Raw genomic sequence first — 15,951 nt, 5'->3', positions numbered from 1 at the left:
CAGCGGAAGTCCTCACAACGGAAGGCGACCCATCGTGAGACCGGCACAGTCCTTCGACGGCGTGGAACCCGCCAGGGCCGCGCCGTCGGACCGCACACCCCGACCCGACGGCGGGCTGTCCCGCGCGATGGTCATGCTCTTCGCCGTCGCCGCCGGCTTCTCCGTGGCCAACATCTACTACTGCCAGCCGCTGCTCACGGGCATCGCGGACACCTTCGAGGTCAGCAGCGACACCGCCTCGTTGATCGCGACCGCCGCCACCCTCGGCTACGCCGCCGGCCTCGCCCTGCTGATGCCGCTGGGCGACGTCATGGACCGCCGCCGCCTGGTGGTGACGCTGCTGCTGGTCGTCTCCGCCATGCAGGCGGTCTCCGCCGTGGCGTTCTCGATCCCCATGCTGGTCGCGGCGTCCGGGGTGATGGCGCTGACGGCGGTGGTCGCGCCGATCCTCGTGACGTTCGCGGCGACGCTGGCGGCGCCCGAGGAACGCGGCAGGGTCACCGGCGCCGTGATGAGCGGCGTCCTCATGGGCGTGCTGCTGGCCAGGACCGGCGGCGGGCTGGTCGCCGAGGTCGGCGGCTGGCGCACCGTCTTCGGGCTGGCGGCGGTGCTGATGGTGGCGCTCGCGCTGGTGCTGCGGCGCACCCTGCCGCGCGTCGAGCCGGCCGCCACCATGCCCTACCCCCGCCTGCTGCGCTCGGTCTTCACGATCCTGCGGGAGGAGCCCGTGCTGCGGCTGCGCTGCCTGTACGGCTTCGTCTCCTTCGCGGGCTTCAACGTGCTGTGGACCTCGGTCGCCTTCCTGCTGGACGACCCGCCCTACTCCTACGGGGCCGGCGTCATCGGCCTCTTCGGCCTGGCCGGCGTCGTCGGCGCGTACGCCGCCCGCGTCACCGGACCGCAGGTGGACCGGGGCAGGGACGACGCCGTGACAGGGGTGCTGTTCACGCTGATCCTGCTGAGCTGGGGCCTGATGGGGCTGGACGGCGGCACCTGGCTGTGGGCGCTGCTCCTCGGCGTCGTCGTGATCGACCTGGGCGTGCAGGGGATGCAGGTGGTGAACCTCGCGGTCACCTTCCGGCTGCGGCCCGAGGCGCGCAACCGGATCACCACGGCCTACATGACGTGCTACTTCACCGGCGGTGCCGTCGGCTCCGCCGCCTCGGCCGCCGCGTACGCCGCCGCCGGCTGGGACGGCGTGGTCCTCACCGGGGCCGGGTTCGCGGCCTTCGCCCTCGGGGTGTGGGTGCTGGAGATGACCCTGCGCGGCGGGCGTCGCCGCGGGAGCCTGGCCCGGTCCTCGTGACGGCGTCGCGGCAGGAGCAGCGGGCTCAGCAGCAGGAGCAGCAGGAGCAGCGGGCGGGATCGGGGGCGGGGGAGCGGGCGGCCGGTCCCCGGACCGCGCTGGTGACGGGCGCCACCTCCGGTCTCGGCCGGGCCCTCGCCCTCGCCCTGCACCGGTCCGGTTGGACCGTGCTGGCGCACGGCCGGGACCGCGGTCGGCTCGCGCGGCTGGCCGCCGAGGCGGGCGACTCCCGCCTGGTCACGCTGACCGCGGACCTGGCCTCGTTGGCCGAGGTGCGGTCCCTGGCCGAACGCACGGCCGCCCGCGGCGGTCCGCTCCACGTGCTGGTCAACAACGCCGCCGTGGGCTTCGGGCCGCCGGGCGCGGGACGCGAGACCAGCGCCGACGGGCACGAGCTGCGCATGGCCGTCAACTACCTGGCGCCGACGCTGCTCGCCAGGCTGCTGCTGCCGCTGCTGGCCGCCTCCGCGCCGGCCCGGGTGGTGGCCGTCGGGTCCGTCGGCCAGGTCCCCTTCGCCGTCGGCGACCTCGCCTTCGCCCACGGCTACCGCGGCGTCGAGGCGTACCGGCGTTCCAAGCTGGCGCTGGCCGCCGGCACCTTCGACCTCGCGGAGGCGGCCCGCCCGCTCGGCGTCACCGTCAACTGCGTCCATCCGGCCGGCTTCATGGACACCCCCATGGTGCGCGAGAGCGGCGTCGCCCCGCTCTCCACGGTCGCCGACGGGCTCCGCGCGGTGCTGCCCCTGGTCACCGACCCCGCGTTCGCCGACACCACGGGCACCTTCTTCCGCGGCACCGAGCCGGGCCGCGCCCTCGACCTGGCCTACGACCCACGCTTCCGGCGGGACCTCGCGGCCGCCACCGACCGCGCGCTGCGCGCACACATGTGCGGAAGCGAAGCATCAGACACCAGAACCGACGGCTCGACGACCGACGAGTGAGGACCTTGCGATGACGTATCCCGTGACGGACCCGCAGACCGATCCGCAGACCGATCCGACGACTGGTCCGACGACTGGTCCGACGAGCGACCCCGCGCCCTCGGGCACGGCCACCTCGGCCGGGGAACGGCTCTTCCGCCAGCTGGCGCCGACGGGCGCGACGCCGCCCTGGGAGGGGATGGCCGACGTCGCGCCCGCCCTCGGAGCCGAGATCGAGCACGGGCTCGGCGCGGTGATGGCGCGGCCGGGACTCGACCTGCGCACCCGGGAGCTGGCCGTGGTGTGCATGCTCGCCGCGCTCGGCGGATGCGAGCCGCAGCTGGCGTTCCACGTCGGCGGCGCGCTGCGTGCGGGAGCGCGCCCCGCGGAGGTCGTCGAGGCGGTGACGCAGGTTTACCTCTACGCGGGATTTCCACGCACGATCAACGCGCTCAACGTTGTCAGAAAGGTGTTCGCGGAACACGGCGTACTCGACGTCACCGCCAGCGGATCCTGACGCTGGTAATCCCCGCGCCACGCGGCGGCCGCAGGGGCATCACCGAACCGGTGCCCCTGCTTCCGCGTGCCTTAGAAAACCTCGTGAAAATCCTCCTTTCACGGAAGGGAAATCCCGAGGAAACACCCGGATGAACGTGGAACGGCGAACGCGGATGACGGGTATCCCCTCGCCTCGTCAACCGTTCACAAACATCGCACCGGATTGCGAACGAGAGCGGACTCGGCCATGTGCCACAGTTCTTCGAGGATCTGTTCCGACGTCTCGTCGTTGGCGGCCACCCACACGACCGTCAGCAGCAGGCGGGTGATCGCCCGCACCGAGTACCGCGACGAGATCTCGCCCCGGGACTGCGCCTGCTCCGCGACCCGCGCGACGGTGTCGTGGATGCCGTCGACGAGGTCGTACCCGGGCCGCCAGTGCCGTGGCGCCTCCCGAAGAAGCCGCAGGCCAGCGCGGACGTGGACGTCCCGGATCACGCGCCGGGCGAGCCCGATGACGAGGGTGCGCAGCGCGGCCACCGACGCGGCGTCCGCGCGGGACTCCGCGACCACGGTCTCCCACGCCTCCTCCACCCAGCCGACCAGGCGGTGGGCGAGGGCGTCCTTGGAGGAGAAGTGAGCGTATAACGCTCCCTTGGTCATTCCAGTCCTGGCAGCGACGCGGTCCAGTCTCGCCCCCGCGTATCCGTGACTGGCGAATTCCTCCGCGGCGGCCAGCAGAACGGTTGCTTGGGTGCGACGGGCTCGCTCCTGCACAGTCGGTTCCTCCTCCTGTCTTAGCGTAGCCCATTCTCTACCAAACGTTGGTCCCAGAACAGGGCGCCGGTACTGGAGAGTTAAGTATGTGTAAGCGGTTGGATGGCGAGTGTCAAAAGATTCTCTCTGGTATCTAGCTGTGTTACTGTGGACCGGTCCTGTGTGGGACGCCCCTGCATCGGTGGCGAGGACAGGATCGGGGCACGGGGAGGGAAGAGAATCCATGGGAGCGAGGGCTTGACAATGACTGGAAAGCAGCTCGGTGACAACGTGTTAGCTGACAGCCTGTTAGGGGGCGCGGGAAGGCGCGTGTCGCGCGTCGTGCTCGCGATCCAGGGGGAGACGCTCGCGCTGCGCGTCGCTCGTCTGCTGCAGGTGCCTCCCCTCCCGTCCGCGGCCGTGCACCGGGTGGAGTCCGCCCACGCCGCGCCGTCGACGGTCGAGCTCGAGGATGACCTGCTGGTCCTCGCCATGGAGGAGATGGACCGCCCGCTGGCGGCCTGGCTTCGCAGCGCGGGGGACCACGGCCTGCGCATGCTCCTGCTGGTGGAGGACGAGGAGCTCGCCGACCTCGGCCTCGTCGCCGGCATGCGCAACGTCGGCTTCGCGGCCGTGACGGATCTGGACGAGCGCGCCCTCGGGGACGCCCTGCGGCGGGTCGCCGAGGGGGAGCTGCCCATGCCGGCGAAGCTGGCGCACCGGCTGCTGTCCTCGGCGGTGGAGAGACGGGCCCTGCCCCGGCTGACTCCCCGCGAGCAGCAGACCCTGGTCCTCCTGGTGGACGGCCTGAGCAACAAGCAGCTCGCCCGCCGCCTGAAGATCTCGGCCCACGGCGCCAAACGGCTCGTGACGAACATCCTCGCCAAGCTCGACTGCCCGAACAGGACCCAGGCGGTGGCCTTCGCCCTGCGCGAGGGGCTCTACGACAAGTGCGTGCAGGAGACGGCCCTGACCCACGCACGCATGAGACCCCGACGCGTCGCCGGGTGACCCGACGCGCCGGGTGGGCCACCGGCCGGGGCGAGGCACCGGCCACCAGCAGCGGGGTGCGGGAGCAGCGGGGCGCCCGCCCCCACGTCGGCGCGGGCCCTCGCGCGTCGTCAACGGCGACGGTCGCGCGGCACGCGACGGCGCACGCCCGCCGACGCGCGCACCCGCCGACGACATGCGGCCCGTCCGCACCCCACCTACGCTGGGGAGGACACGGCGGTACGCGCCGGCCCTGGTCGAGGAGGAAGGGGTGAGCGGCATGCCCCACGGTCGCCGACCAGCACCTCACCACGGATGCCAGGCCTGTGAGTGAGCGGAACGACACCCCCCGCAGCAGCAGCAACAGCACCGGCGACGGCACGGGCACCGACGCGGTGAGCGCCGCCCTGGCGCGGGCCGTCGTGGCGCATCCGCCGTGCGGGCTGTACCTGCTGGACGATGAGTTGCGCCTGGTGCACTCCGCCAAGGGACCGTCCGGCCCGTCGCCGGCGCACGGCTGGCACGAGCTGGGGCTGGACGAGGCCGAGCCCGTCGTCCGGATGCTGCGCGAGGTGCTCCACGGCGGCGAGGCGGTCGACGGCTTCCACCACGAGGGTCCCCCGCCCGACGCCGCGGACGGCGCTGACGGCGCGGCCCCACGGACGCTGTCGTTGTCCGCGAGCCGGCTCACCGACGCCGACGGCCAGGTCCTCGGCGTGGCCGTGACGGTGGCTGACGTCACCGAGGAACGCTCCAGGAACCGGCGCCTGGACCTGCTGCGGACCGCGTCGCAGCGCATCGGCACCACACTCGACATCTTCACCACCGCGCAGGAGGCCGCCGACGTGGCGGTCTCCGCCCTGGCCGACGTCGCGGCGGTCGAGGTTCTCGACTCGGTGACCTACGGCCACGCGCCCGCCCCGGGCCCCGTCCTGGACCGGGTGGCCCTGCGCCGAGCGGGCTTCGCGCGGGCCGGCTCCGGCAGCCGCGACGGCGCCTTCGCCGTCGGCGACGTGCGCATCATGCGGTACGGAACGCCGTACACGCAGGTCCTGGCCGACCTCAGGCCCCGGATGGTGTACCCGCTCCACCCCGAGGACCCGTGGCTGGCCCGTGACCCAGGCCAGGCCGAGCTGGCCCGGCGCGCCCGCGTCCACTCCCTGATGGCGGTGCCGATGACGGCCCGCGGCGTCGTGCTGGGCATCGTCACGCTCTACCGGGTCGGCGACTCCCCGCCGTTCACCGACAGCGACCTGGAGGCCGCGACCGAGCTCACGGCGCACGCCGCCACGGGCGTGGACAGCGCCCGCCGGTACACCCGCGAGCACACGCTGGTCCGGCTCGTACAGCACAGCATGGTCCCCACCCAGCTGCCGGTGCAGGTGGCTCTGGAGACCGCCTACAGCTATCTTCCGGTGGCGGCGGGCGGCACCTGGTTCGACGTGCTGCCCCTGTCGGGCGCCCGCGCGGCGCTGATGGTGGGCCACGTCGGGGGGTCCGGCATCCGTGCCGTCGCCGCCATGGGCCAGCTGCGCGCCGCCGCCTCGGCCCTGGCGGCCATGGACCTGCCACCGGACGAGCTCCTGGTCAGGCTCCACGAACTGGTCGTGCGGCTGGGCGAGGACCCGCCCCCACCCGACGACCCCGACGTCTCCCAGCCGCTCGCCGCCACCTGCCTCGTCGCCGCCTACGACCCGGTCTCCGGCCAGTGCGATCTCGCCAACGCCGCGCACGCGGCCCCGGTGCTGCTCTCGCCCGGCGAGCCGCCCGAGGCCATGGAGGTCCCGGCGGGCCCCTCCCTGGGCCAGGGCGCCCCCGCCTACCCCCTGACCACCGTCGACCTCCCCGAGGCCAGCATCCTCGCGCTCTACAACGCGGGAACCCTCGACGGCCTCACCGAGGCCCTGCGGGAGCTGCGCGTGACGTCGGAGGACTCGCTCCAGAGCGCCTGCGACACACTCGTCTCCCGGCTGCTCCCCCCGGACCCCACCGACGACGTCCTGCTGCTGATGTCCCGCACCCGACTCCTGGCGCCCGACCGCGTGGCGTCCCACTCCCTGCCGAACGACCTCGGCGCCCCGGCGGCGGCGCGCGCCTGGGTCAACACCCAGCTGGCCGACTGGGGCCTGGAGGAGATGGTCCCCTCCACCGAGCTCGTCGCCAGCGAGCTGGTCACGAACGCCGTCCGGTACTCCACCGGCCCGATCGGCCTGCGCCTGATCCGCGACCAGACCCTCAGCTGCGAGGTCACCGACTCCAGCGGCAGCTCCCCGCACCTGCGCCACGCCGGGGACGAGGACGAGCGCGGCAGGGGGCTGTACCTCGTCGCCCACCTCACGGAGCACTGGGGCACCCGACTGGCCGGCACGGGCAAGACCATCTGGACGGAGCAGGCCCTGCCCTCCGAGGGGCGCGCGCCCGCCGGGGGGACGGCGGCCACGCGGTGACCCACCGCGTGACCGTCGCCCCGCGCCCGCTCAGGCGCCGACGTAGGCCGCGAGGTGCTCGCCCGTGAGGGTGGAGCGGGCGGCGACGAGGTCGGCGGGCGTCCCCTCGAAGACGATCCGGCCGCCGTCGTGGCCGGCGCCGGGCCCGAGGTCGATGATCCAGTCGGCGTGGGCCATGACCGCCTGGTGGTGCTCGATGACGATGACCGACTTCCCGGACTCCACGAGCCGGTCGAGCAGGCCGAGCAGCTGCTCGACGTCGGCCAGGTGGAGGCCCGTGGTGGGCTCGTCCAGCACGTAGACGCCGCCCTTCTCGGCCATGTGGGTGGCAAGCTTCAGGCGCTGCCGCTCGCCGCCGGAGAGCGTGGTGAGCGGCTGGCCGAGGCTCAGGTACCCGAGGCCGACGTCGACGAGCCGCTCCAGGATCCTGTGCGCGGCCGGCGTGCGTGCCTCGCCGGAGCCGAAGAACTCCTCCGCCTCGCTGACGGACATCGCCAGCACCTCGCTGATGTCCCGGCCGCCGAGGTGGTACTCCAGCACCGCGGGCTGGAACCGCTTGCCCTCGCAGTCCTCACAGGTGGTGGAGACGCTGGCCATCATGCCGAGGTCGGTGAAGACGACGCCGGCGCCGTTGCACGTCGGGCAGGCGCCCTCGGAGTTGGCGCTGAACAGCGCCGGCTTCACGCCGTTGACCTTCGCGAAGGCCTTGCGGATCGGGTCGAGCAGTCCGGTGTAGGTCGCCGGGTTGCTCCGGCGGGAGCCCTTGATCGGGGTCTGGTCCACCGACACGACGCCCGCGTCCGCGGGGACCGAGCCGTGCATGAGCGAGCTCTTCCCCGAGCCGGCCACGCCGGTGATCACGGTCAGCACCCCCAGCGGCACGTCGACGTCCACGTCGCGCAGGTTGTTCGCCGTGGCGCCGCGGATCTCCAGGGCGCCGGTGGGCTCGCGCACCGTGTCCTTCAGGCGGGCCCGGTCGTCGAGGTGGCGGCCGGTGATGGTGCCGCTGGCCCGCAGCCCCTCGACGGCACCCTCGTAGCAGACGGCGCCGCCCCCCGTGCCGGCGCCGGGTCCGAGGTCGACGACGTGGTCGGCGATCGCGATCACCTCGGGCTTGTGCTCCACCACGAGCACGGTGTTGCCCTTGTCGCGCAGGCGCAGCAGCAGGTCGTTCATCCGCTGGATGTCGTGGGGGTGCAGGCCCGTCGTGGGCTCGTCGAAGACGTAGGTGACGTCGGTCAGGGAGGAGCCGAGGTGGCGGATCATCTTCACGCGCTGCGCCTCGCCGCCCGAGAGCGTCCCCGAGGGGCGCTCCAGGGACAGGTACCCGAGGCCGATCTCCACGAAGGAGTCGAGCGTCTGCTGCAACGTCGTGAGCAGCGGCGCCACCGAGGGCTCCGTCAGCTCGCGGACCCACGCCGCCAGGTCGCGGATCTCCATCCGGCAGGCGTCGGCGATGCTGATCCCCCTGATCTTCGAGGACCTCGCGCCCTCCGCCAGTCGGGTGCCGTCGCACTCGGGGCAGTCGGTGAAGGTGACCGCCCGCTCCACGAAGGCGCGGATGTGCGGCTGCATCGCCTCCTTGTCCTTGGACAGGAACGACTTCTGGATCTTGGGGATGAGCCCCTCGTAGGTGAGGTTGACGCCGTTGACCTTGACCTTGGTCGGCTCGCCGTGGAGGAAGTCCCGCATCTCCCTCTCGGTGAACTCGCGGATCGGCTTGTGCGGGTCGAGGAGGCCCGACTCGGCGTAGATCCCCACGGTCCACGGGCTGTCGGACTTCCAGCCGGGGATGGTGAAGGCGCCCTCGGAGAGCGACTTCGTGTCGTCGTAGAGCTGGCTCAGGTCGATGTCGGAGACCTTGCCCCGGCCCTCGCAGTTCGGGCACATCCCGCCGGTGCGGGTGAAGGTGACCTTCTCGGCCTTCTTCGCGCCGCGGTCCACGGTGATCGCGCCGGAGGCCTTCACCGAGGGGACGTTGAAGGCGTACGCGCTGGGCGGGCCGATGTGCGGGGTGCCCAGGCGGCTGAAGAGGATGCGGAGCATCGCGTTGGCGTCGGTGGCCGTCCCCACCGTGGACCGGGGGTCTGCGCCCATCCGCTGCTGGTCGACGGTGATGGCGGTGGTGAGGCCGTCGAGCACGTCGACCTCGGGCCGCGCGAGGTTCGGCATGAAGCCCTGGACGAAGGCGCTGTAGGTCTCGTTGATCAGCCGCTGCGACTCGGCGGCGATGGTGTCGAACACCAGCGAGCTCTTGCCCGAGCCGGACACCCCGGTGAAGACCGTCAGTCGGCGCTTGGGGATCTCGACGTTGACGTCCTTGAGGTTGTTCTCGCGGGCGCCGTGCACGCGGATCAGGTCGTGGCGGTCGGCGTCGTGCGGCGCGGGCGACTGCGTGTCGGTGCTGGTGGCCTTGCTCATCGTCTCTCCGTCTCGTGGTCGAAGGCCGCCCGCGCGGTCCTTCCGCGTCGCTCGCCCGGCCGCGCTGGCCGGCGTCGAGCGCCTTCGTCTCCTACCGCGTCGCCGGGTCTCACCGGCCTCGTCGGTCTCGTCCGTTCCCATCAGTCATGTCGGCCTCGTCTCAGTCATGTCGGCCTCGTCGTCCCCGACCCGCCCTCGCTCCGCCGCCACGCGACCGGGCGACGACCCCCGGCCGGCCGGGGCCGACCGGGGTCTCACGCGGGACGTCGCGGCACGGTACCCAGGCGGCGCGGCCCGGGGGCCGGGGTGCCCCCCGTCCCGCCGGCCTCACCGGCGCGGGGATCAGCGCACCTCCTGGATCCGGATCAGGTTCCCCGCGGGGTCGCGGAACGCGCAGTCCCGGACGCCGTAGGGCTGGTCGGTCGGCTCCTGGACGACGTCGGCGTCGCTCGCCTGGAGCCGGGCGAAGGCCGCGTCGACGTCGGAGGTGGCCAGCAGGATGCCCGCGTACGTGCCCTTGGCCATCATCTCGGTGATGGTGCGGCGCTCCTCGTCGGTGACGCCGGGGTCCACGGCCGGCGGGTGGAGAACGATGGACGTGGCCGGCTGGTCGGGCGGGCCGACCGTGATCCAGCGCATCCCGTCGTAGCCGACGTCGTTGCGGACCTCGAAGCCGAGGGTGTCGCGGTAGAACACGAGGGCGGCCTCGGGGTCGTCCTGGGGGAGGAAACTGGCGTGAATCGTGATGTTCATGGCAGTGATGCTAGGCAGCGGTCAGGACCCGTGCTTCTCGATTCCTGATCGGTCTGGTGACCTGTTTCGCCACGCAGGACGGGATGCCCTGCGTCGAGCGGGCCGCGCGGCGCCGGTACGTGCTCGGCGGCATGCCGACCAGCTCGGTGAAGCGGGTGCTGAAGGTGCCCAGCGACGAGCAGCCGACGGTGAAGCAGACCTCGGTGACGCTGAGGTCCCCGCGGCGCAGCAGGGCCATGGCGCGCTCGATGCGCCGCGTCATGAGGTACCCGTACGGTGACTCGCCGTAGGCGGCGCGGAAGGCGCGGCTGAGGTGGCCGGCCGACATGTGCGCGCCGCGCGCGAGCGCCTCGACGTCCAGTGGCTGGGCGTACTCCCGGTCGATCCGGTCGCGGACGCGGCGCAGACGTGCGAGGTCGCGCAGGTGCTGCTCGCTGGTGGCGGGTTTCCTGGTCACGTCCGCGATGCTGCCACAGCCCACTGACAACCGCACAGGCATTCGACGCGCGGGCGGGTGGTCCGGGTGGTAGCGCACCGCCCGGACCACCGCGCCGCGGACCGGCGCGCGTCGGCTCACCTGCTGAGCGCGGCCGGCACCTCCAGCCGGGTCAGCTTCCGCGGGTTCCTCACCACGTAGATCCGGCTGATCCTGCCGTGCTCCACGACGAAGCTCACCGCGGCCGGCTCCCCGCCCAGCTCGATCCGGCCCGCGGGAGCGCCGTTGAGCCACACGGTCGCCGTCTCGACCGCCCCCGCCCGGTCGGCCCGCGCGAGCAGCCCCACCACGGCGTCCGCGCCGTGGATCGGGGCCGGGAACGCGGCGACCAGCCCGCCCCCGTCGGCGATCATGACCACGTCGGGCGCCATGACCTCCATCAGCTCCCGCACCCGCCCGGTGCGCAGCGCCTCCAGGAAACGCTCCACCACGGCCCGCTGCTCCGCCCGGTCGACCCGCACCCTGGGCCGCCGGGCCGCCACGTGGTCCCGCGCCCGCCGCGCGATCTGCCGCACCGCGGCCGTGGACTTCCCGACCGCCTCGGCGATCTCGCCGTAGGGCGTGTCGAAGACCTCGCGGAGCACGAACACCGCCCGCTCCGTCGGCCCGAGCGTTTCGAGCACGGTCAGGACGGCCATCGAGACGCTCTCCGCCAGCTCGACGTCCTCGGCGCCGTCGGGGGTGGTCAACAGCGGCTCCGGCAGCCACTCGCCGACGTAGTCCTCGCGGCTGCGCGACAGCGTCCGCAGACGGTTGAGCGCCTGCCGCGTGACGACGCGGACGAGGTAGCCCCGCGGGTCACGCACCCGCGAGCGCTCGACGTCGGCCCACCGCAGCCAGGACTCCTGGAGCACGTCCTCCGCGTCGGCCGCCGAGCCGAGCATCTCGTAGGCGACCGTGAACAGCAGGCCGCGGTGGGCGACGAACGGGTCCTCTGTCATGCCGCCGACGCCACACCGGCGCGCGCGGGACGCGTCGCCAGCGGCGTCTCGCAGGCGTCGGAGAAGCCCTGCGACGTGATGCCGAGGGCGGAGTTCCCCCGGGTCGTCAGGTTGCTGTAGGCGACGTACACCGTGAGCTCCACCAGGCCCTCGGTGCCGAGCCGGTCGAGCAGGCGCGCCGCCAGCTCGTCGGTGACGGTCGGCGGCGTGTCCGTCATCGCCTCCGCGTACTCCAGCACGTCCCGCTCCAACGGCGTGAACACCTCCGACTCCCGCCACCGCGGCACCTGGCTCGCCTTGGCCATGTCCAGGTTCTGGTTCTGCGCCTGGAAGTAGTTGACGTCCAGGCACCAGCCGCACCCGACCTGTGCCGCGACGGCCATGTGGACGAACGTCTTCAGGCCCGCGTCGACCGCCTCCCAGGTCCCCGCCCTGGCGGCGAAGTCCAGACTCGCCTCGGCGACCGCGGGGTGGTTCCACATCACCTCGACCGGTTCGGGAACGGCACCGAACCGCTCCACCATGCCCTTCCTGAGCTCGTCGGGAAGATCCGTCCTCGGAACGCGTAGCGTCATGGTTCTCTGCTTCTCCTCGGGAAGGTCTGCCTGTCTGTGCATGAGACACCGCCCGACCCGCGGATGTGACAGGGGAACGCCCCGGTGGAAACGGTTCTGGTGTGGCCCGGTGACGGGTGGCCCGCGACAGGGGCGGGTGGCCCGTCCTCCGTGACGGGGGCCGCCACCGCCGGGTCCCGCCGACCGACGCGCCTGACGCGCCGCGCCCCCGGTGCCTGGGGAGCACCGGGGGCGCGGGTGTACGGGCTTCGGGCCTTGGCCGCGGTCGGCCGCTCTCCGTCAGCCGGCCACGCCGTCCGTCACAGGGGCGGGTAGGCGTTGGCCATGAGTTCCTGGAACTGCGCCTCGAACCAGTGGCCGGAGATCGGCGCACCGCCGAGAGCGCCGGACATGTGGTTCTGGTTGAGCGGGTTGCCCTCGTAGGTCGGGTCGCACATGCGGTCGAAGCCCTTGCCCTCGTCGTTCGGGATCTCCTCGCTGGAGCCGTCCGACTCGCCCGGGGGCTTGATCCACGCGTAGGCATGGATACCGGAGGCGGGGGACGCCTGGGGGCGCTCGCCGAGGCCGGCGCCGGCCTGGTTGCACCAGTTGCCGGTGTGGATGCGCTGGTCGATACGGCCGCCGTTGACGTACTCGTCGACGCTGGTCTCCGGGCCGGGGCCGCTGGGACGGTCAGGTCCGCCCCAGCCGTTGCGGGAGGTGTCGATGATCAGGCCGTGGCCGCCGTCGACCGCGGCGGCGAAGTCCAGGCCGAAGTCGGTGTTGTTGGTGTACTGGTTCCAGTCGATCCACTCCGACTCGCGCACCTGGGTGCCGCCGATCGTCTCGTCGACGGAGAAGTGGGGCTCCTCCAGCGAGCCGTAGTTCGCGACGTTCACCGCGATGCCCGCCACCTTGTCGGGGCTGGCCGGGGCGGTGCCGATGACCTCGTTGAAGAGGTCCGCGGCCGGCTGGAAGTTGGTGTCCCAGCCGAGCCAGCCCCAGTGACCGGCGTCGATGTAGTTGTAGACGTTCTCGTACTCGCCGAGGGTGCCGACGTTGTAGGAGACACCCTCCTGGTAGTTTCCGTTGGCCAGCATCTCGTTGCACTCGGGCGTGGCCGTCTCGGCGGAGCCGGTGTTGGTGATCAGGTTCGGCAGCGAGTCGATCTCGACGATGTTGACGATGCGCAGGTTCGGGTTGGCCGTGGCGTACTCGCCGACGATCTCCGCGATCGGGTCGATGAACTCGGTCTTGTACCGGTCGATCTCCTCCGGCCCGAGCTCGCCGTTGGAGGCGAGCGCCGAACAGTCACGGCCGGGCAGGTTGTAGGTGACCATCTGGAACACGAACGGCTCGCCGCCGGCCTGCTCCACGGCGCGGTCCAGGTGCTCGGCCAGGCCCGTGCTGTTGCCGGCCGAGCCGCCCGTGATGGCGCCGATCGAGTCCAGCCACACGCCGGTGGGCTGGTCGGCGATCGCCGACCCGCCGGAGGCCTCCGCGTTGGCGGACCAGTCCGGGTTCACGTAGACGTCCGCGCCCTCGTAGGGGTTCTCCACCCGCTGTAGCGGGGCCGGGTCCTCGGCGGACGCGAGGCCGAGGGTGGCCGCGGTGATCGCGGCCGCGCCGACCAGCGCGCCCGCGAGCATCGCGGGCCGCCTCCGACGGCGGTGTGGTGGGGGGGTCGTGCGGCTCATCGTGGTCCTTCCTCCAGAGGAAGCTTCTCTGGTGGCTCGTTCTCTGGTGGCTCGTCGTCGAACGGTCGCCGTGGCGTGCCCGGACGGCACGCCGAGGTCACCGTCCTGCGGGCGCTCCCGGGGCGGGGCCGCCGGCAGCGGTCGACCTTCGCGGAGACGCGGAGGCACGGCTGCGTGGGCGGCCGGGGCGCGCCCCCCGCGCGGCACACGCGGGGGGCCTTCGCCGAGTGACCGGGCCGGCAGCGGAAACGGGCGTGCGCCGGCGATCAGGTGCCCTGCTCTGAGGCGAGGGCACTGTCGCGCCGTGCGGTCGGGTCGTACGCCGCCGCGTCGGGCTCGTCGCCGTCGCCGTCGTCGCCGCCGTGACGTCCGGCGGCGCCGTTCAGCGCGTCCAGGACGGCGTTGTAGGCCTCCTTCTTCTGGTAGTTGGCGTCGAAGAGCAGCGGGGTCTCCTGGCCGCGCCAGGAGTACCTGTCCGTGATGCCCCAGGTGGTGATGCCGGTGCAGCGCTCGACAGCCATGCAGGCCTGGGTGACGGTCCGGTAGACGTTGGCCTGGGCGCTGCCGGAGCCGCCGACGTCGAGCTCGGTGATCTCCACGTCGACGCCGAGGTCGGAGAAGCGCTGGAGGTTCTGCTGGTAGGTGCTCAGGTCGGAGTCCTGGCTCACGTGGGTCTGGAAGCCGACGCAGTCGATGGGGACGCCGCGGGCGAGGAATTCCTCGACCATGCGGTAGATTCCGTCGCTCTTGGAATTGATGCCGTCCGTGCCGTAGTCGTTGTAGCAGAGCGTGGCGTCGGGATCGGCGGCGTCGGCGGCGCGGAAGGCCTCCTCGATCCAGCCGTCGCCCAGCTGCTGCTGGAGATTGGACTGGCGGCGGCTGCCGTCCCACTCGAACGCCTCGTTGACCACGTCCCAGGACGAGATCTCGCCCGCGTAGTGGCCCGCGACGCCGGTGATGTGGTTGACCATCGCCTGGCGCAGGCTGTCGCCGGTCAGGCCCTGCACCCAGCCGGGCTGCTGGGCGTGCCAGACCAGGGTGTGGCCGCGGACCTCCTGGCCGTTGGCCTGCGCGTGGGCGACGATCTGGTCGCCGCCGCTGAAGTTGAACTGGCCGGGGTTGGGCTCGGTGGCGTCCCACTTCATCGCGTTCTCGGCCACGACGCTGTTGAACTCGGCGTTCAGCGTGGACGCGTAGGAGGACTCGCCGAGGAGGTTCGGCACGATGGCGGCACCGAAGTACCGGCCGCTCTGCTCCGCCGCGGCACCGAGGGTGTCGGCCTGAGCCGTGGCGGAGCCGGTGGACAGGACGACGCCGGTCGCCGCCAGGCCGCCGGTCACCGCGACGGCGACGGCGGTTCGAACGAGCCGACGCCCGCGCCGCATGGGCGAACTGCTGGTCACGTGAGACCTCTTTCTTCCGGTGGGGGAGACAGGGATGACCCTGTCCGGAGTGGGGATGGGTGACGTGGCCGCGGCGCAGGGCCGCACCGAGCCACCACCGGCCAGGGAACGCGGCCGGCGGCGTCAGGAACAGGCCGAGGAGACCGTCCAGCCGGTCAGGGCGGGGAGGCGGACGCGGGACCGCGCCAGCGGGCGCCGGTCGCCCGCCCAGCCATGACGGTGGTCACGCACGGGCCGGTCGTGCCGTCCCGGGGTGCCGTGTTCCGCGTCGGCCGTGGCGAGGCGTGGCAACGCCGCCGTCGGCGGGGGAGTTCGGCGCCCGGGAGTCGGTGCGGTGGGAACCGGCGGTCCGCTGGCCGTGGCCGTTCGCGCGGCCGAAGCGGTGAGCGGGGGCGGGAGGCAACGGCTTGCCGGCGACGTTTCCGGCGAGCCCGTGGGCCACGCCGGCGGCCACGCCACGGACGGCAGCGGACGTCACTCGCCGCTGCCTGAGACCTGCCAGCCCGGTGCCACTCGCGCAAAGGATCCTTCGTCGGGCCATGTGTATGGCCATGACAAACTCCGAGTTCCCAGCGCCCCTGCGCACACCAACAAACCATGAAGCCCAACGAACTTCAAGAGCACCGTACGGCCCGGGGGAGGCGAGCGGCACGGCCGGCGTCTCGTGGGTGGATCGCCCTAGGCCGCCGGGCACATCCCTGACCTCCCGGTCTCCGTCGGTGACGCCGTCGCCGGGGGTCGTGGCCGGCCGCGGCGACCTCCCGCCGCT

The 15,951-nt window shown here is 72.6% G+C and carries 14 protein-coding genes; 6 read left to right on the top strand and 8 right to left on the bottom strand.

What is annotated here, in order from left to right; genetic code table 11:
* The first annotated feature begins 34 nt into the window (after positions 1 to 34).
* From ACTWP5_RS22865 to ACTWP5_RS22855, 3 genes are read left to right on the top strand one after another with little or no spacing between them, the layout of a single operon-like run.
* Complete coding sequence (locus ACTWP5_RS22865; protein ID WP_443222938.1) at positions 35 to 1,306, top strand: MFS transporter; 1,272 nt, start codon at positions 35 to 37, stop codon at positions 1,304 to 1,306.
* Positions 1,303 to 2,247, top strand: a complete 945-nt coding sequence (locus ACTWP5_RS22860; protein ID WP_443222937.1) for an SDR family NAD(P)-dependent oxidoreductase — start codon at positions 1,303 to 1,305, stop codon at positions 2,245 to 2,247. Before ACTWP5_RS22865 ends, ACTWP5_RS22860 begins: the two co-directional genes overlap by 4 nt.
* A gap of 10 nt (positions 2,248 to 2,257) precedes the next feature.
* Entirely contained in the window at positions 2,258 to 2,743 is a 486-nt protein-coding gene (locus tag ACTWP5_RS22855) for a carboxymuconolactone decarboxylase family protein (RefSeq protein ID WP_443222936.1), read from the top strand.
* A 185-nt stretch (positions 2,744 to 2,928) separates the two neighbouring features.
* On the opposite strand, the gene ACTWP5_RS22850 is transcribed toward ACTWP5_RS22855, so the two are convergent.
* Positions 2,929 to 3,726 (bottom strand): TetR family transcriptional regulator, encoded by a 798-nt coding sequence (locus ACTWP5_RS22850; protein ID WP_443222935.1) that lies wholly within the window; start codon positions 3,724 to 3,726, stop codon positions 2,929 to 2,931.
* A gap of 84 nt (positions 3,727 to 3,810) precedes the next feature.
* On the opposite strand from ACTWP5_RS22850, the gene ACTWP5_RS22845 reads away from it, so the two are divergent.
* Complete coding sequence (locus ACTWP5_RS22845) at positions 3,811 to 4,491, top strand: response regulator transcription factor (protein WP_443222934.1); 681 nt, start codon at positions 3,811 to 3,813, stop codon at positions 4,489 to 4,491.
* A gap of 305 nt (positions 4,492 to 4,796) precedes the next feature.
* The gene (locus tag ACTWP5_RS22840) at positions 4,797 to 6,917 is read left to right on the top strand and encodes a SpoIIE family protein phosphatase (RefSeq protein WP_443222933.1); all 2,121 of its coding nucleotides are present in this window, start codon (positions 4,797 to 4,799) and stop codon (positions 6,915 to 6,917) included.
* A 30-nt stretch (positions 6,918 to 6,947) separates the two neighbouring features.
* Here ACTWP5_RS22840 and ACTWP5_RS22835 read toward each other — a convergent pair whose 3' ends face one another.
* From ACTWP5_RS22835 to ACTWP5_RS22805, 7 genes are all read right to left on the bottom strand, one after another.
* Positions 6,948 to 9,338: an ATP-binding cassette domain-containing protein gene (locus ACTWP5_RS22835; RefSeq protein WP_443222932.1), complete on the bottom strand. Its 2,391-nt coding sequence runs from the start codon at positions 9,336 to 9,338 to the stop codon at positions 6,948 to 6,950.
* A gap of 342 nt (positions 9,339 to 9,680) precedes the next feature.
* Positions 9,681 to 10,091, bottom strand: a complete 411-nt coding sequence (locus ACTWP5_RS22830) for a VOC family protein (RefSeq protein WP_443222931.1) — start codon at positions 10,089 to 10,091, stop codon at positions 9,681 to 9,683.
* 10 nt (positions 10,092 to 10,101) lie between these two features.
* Positions 10,102 to 10,590 carry a helix-turn-helix transcriptional regulator gene (locus ACTWP5_RS22825; protein WP_443222959.1) on the bottom strand — a complete coding sequence of 163 codons (489 nt, stop codon included), beginning with the start codon at positions 10,588 to 10,590 and terminating at the stop codon, positions 10,102 to 10,104.
* A 74-nt stretch (positions 10,591 to 10,664) separates the two neighbouring features.
* The gene (locus ACTWP5_RS22820; RefSeq protein ID WP_443222930.1) at positions 10,665 to 11,528 is read right to left on the bottom strand and encodes an RNA polymerase sigma-70 factor; all 864 of its coding nucleotides are present in this window, start codon (positions 11,526 to 11,528) and stop codon (positions 10,665 to 10,667) included.
* Complete coding sequence (locus ACTWP5_RS22815; RefSeq protein ID WP_443222929.1) at positions 11,525 to 12,103, bottom strand: carboxymuconolactone decarboxylase family protein; 579 nt, start codon at positions 12,101 to 12,103, stop codon at positions 11,525 to 11,527. Before ACTWP5_RS22815 ends, ACTWP5_RS22820 begins: the two co-directional genes overlap by 4 nt.
* Before the next feature lie 299 nt (positions 12,104 to 12,402).
* Entirely contained in the window at positions 12,403 to 13,779 is a 1,377-nt protein-coding gene (locus ACTWP5_RS22810; RefSeq protein WP_443222928.1) for a glycoside hydrolase family 6 protein, read from the bottom strand.
* A 266-nt stretch (positions 13,780 to 14,045) separates the two neighbouring features.
* Positions 14,046 to 15,182, bottom strand: a complete 1,137-nt coding sequence (locus ACTWP5_RS22805) for an endo-1,4-beta-xylanase (protein ID WP_443222927.1) — start codon at positions 15,180 to 15,182, stop codon at positions 14,046 to 14,048.
* 34 nt (positions 15,183 to 15,216) lie between these two features.
* Between ACTWP5_RS22805 and ACTWP5_RS22800 the strand changes: the two genes are divergently transcribed.
* The gene (locus tag ACTWP5_RS22800) at positions 15,217 to 15,399 is read left to right on the top strand and encodes a hypothetical protein (protein WP_443222926.1); all 183 of its coding nucleotides are present in this window, start codon (positions 15,217 to 15,219) and stop codon (positions 15,397 to 15,399) included.
* Positions 15,400 to 15,951 lie beyond the last annotated feature (552 nt).

Source organism: Streptomyces sp. 4N509B, assembly GCF_052245655.1.
Taxonomy (GTDB): Bacteria; Actinomycetota; Actinomycetes; order Streptomycetales; family Streptomycetaceae; genus Streptomyces.
This window is presented reverse-complemented; position numbering and strand designations above follow the sequence as displayed.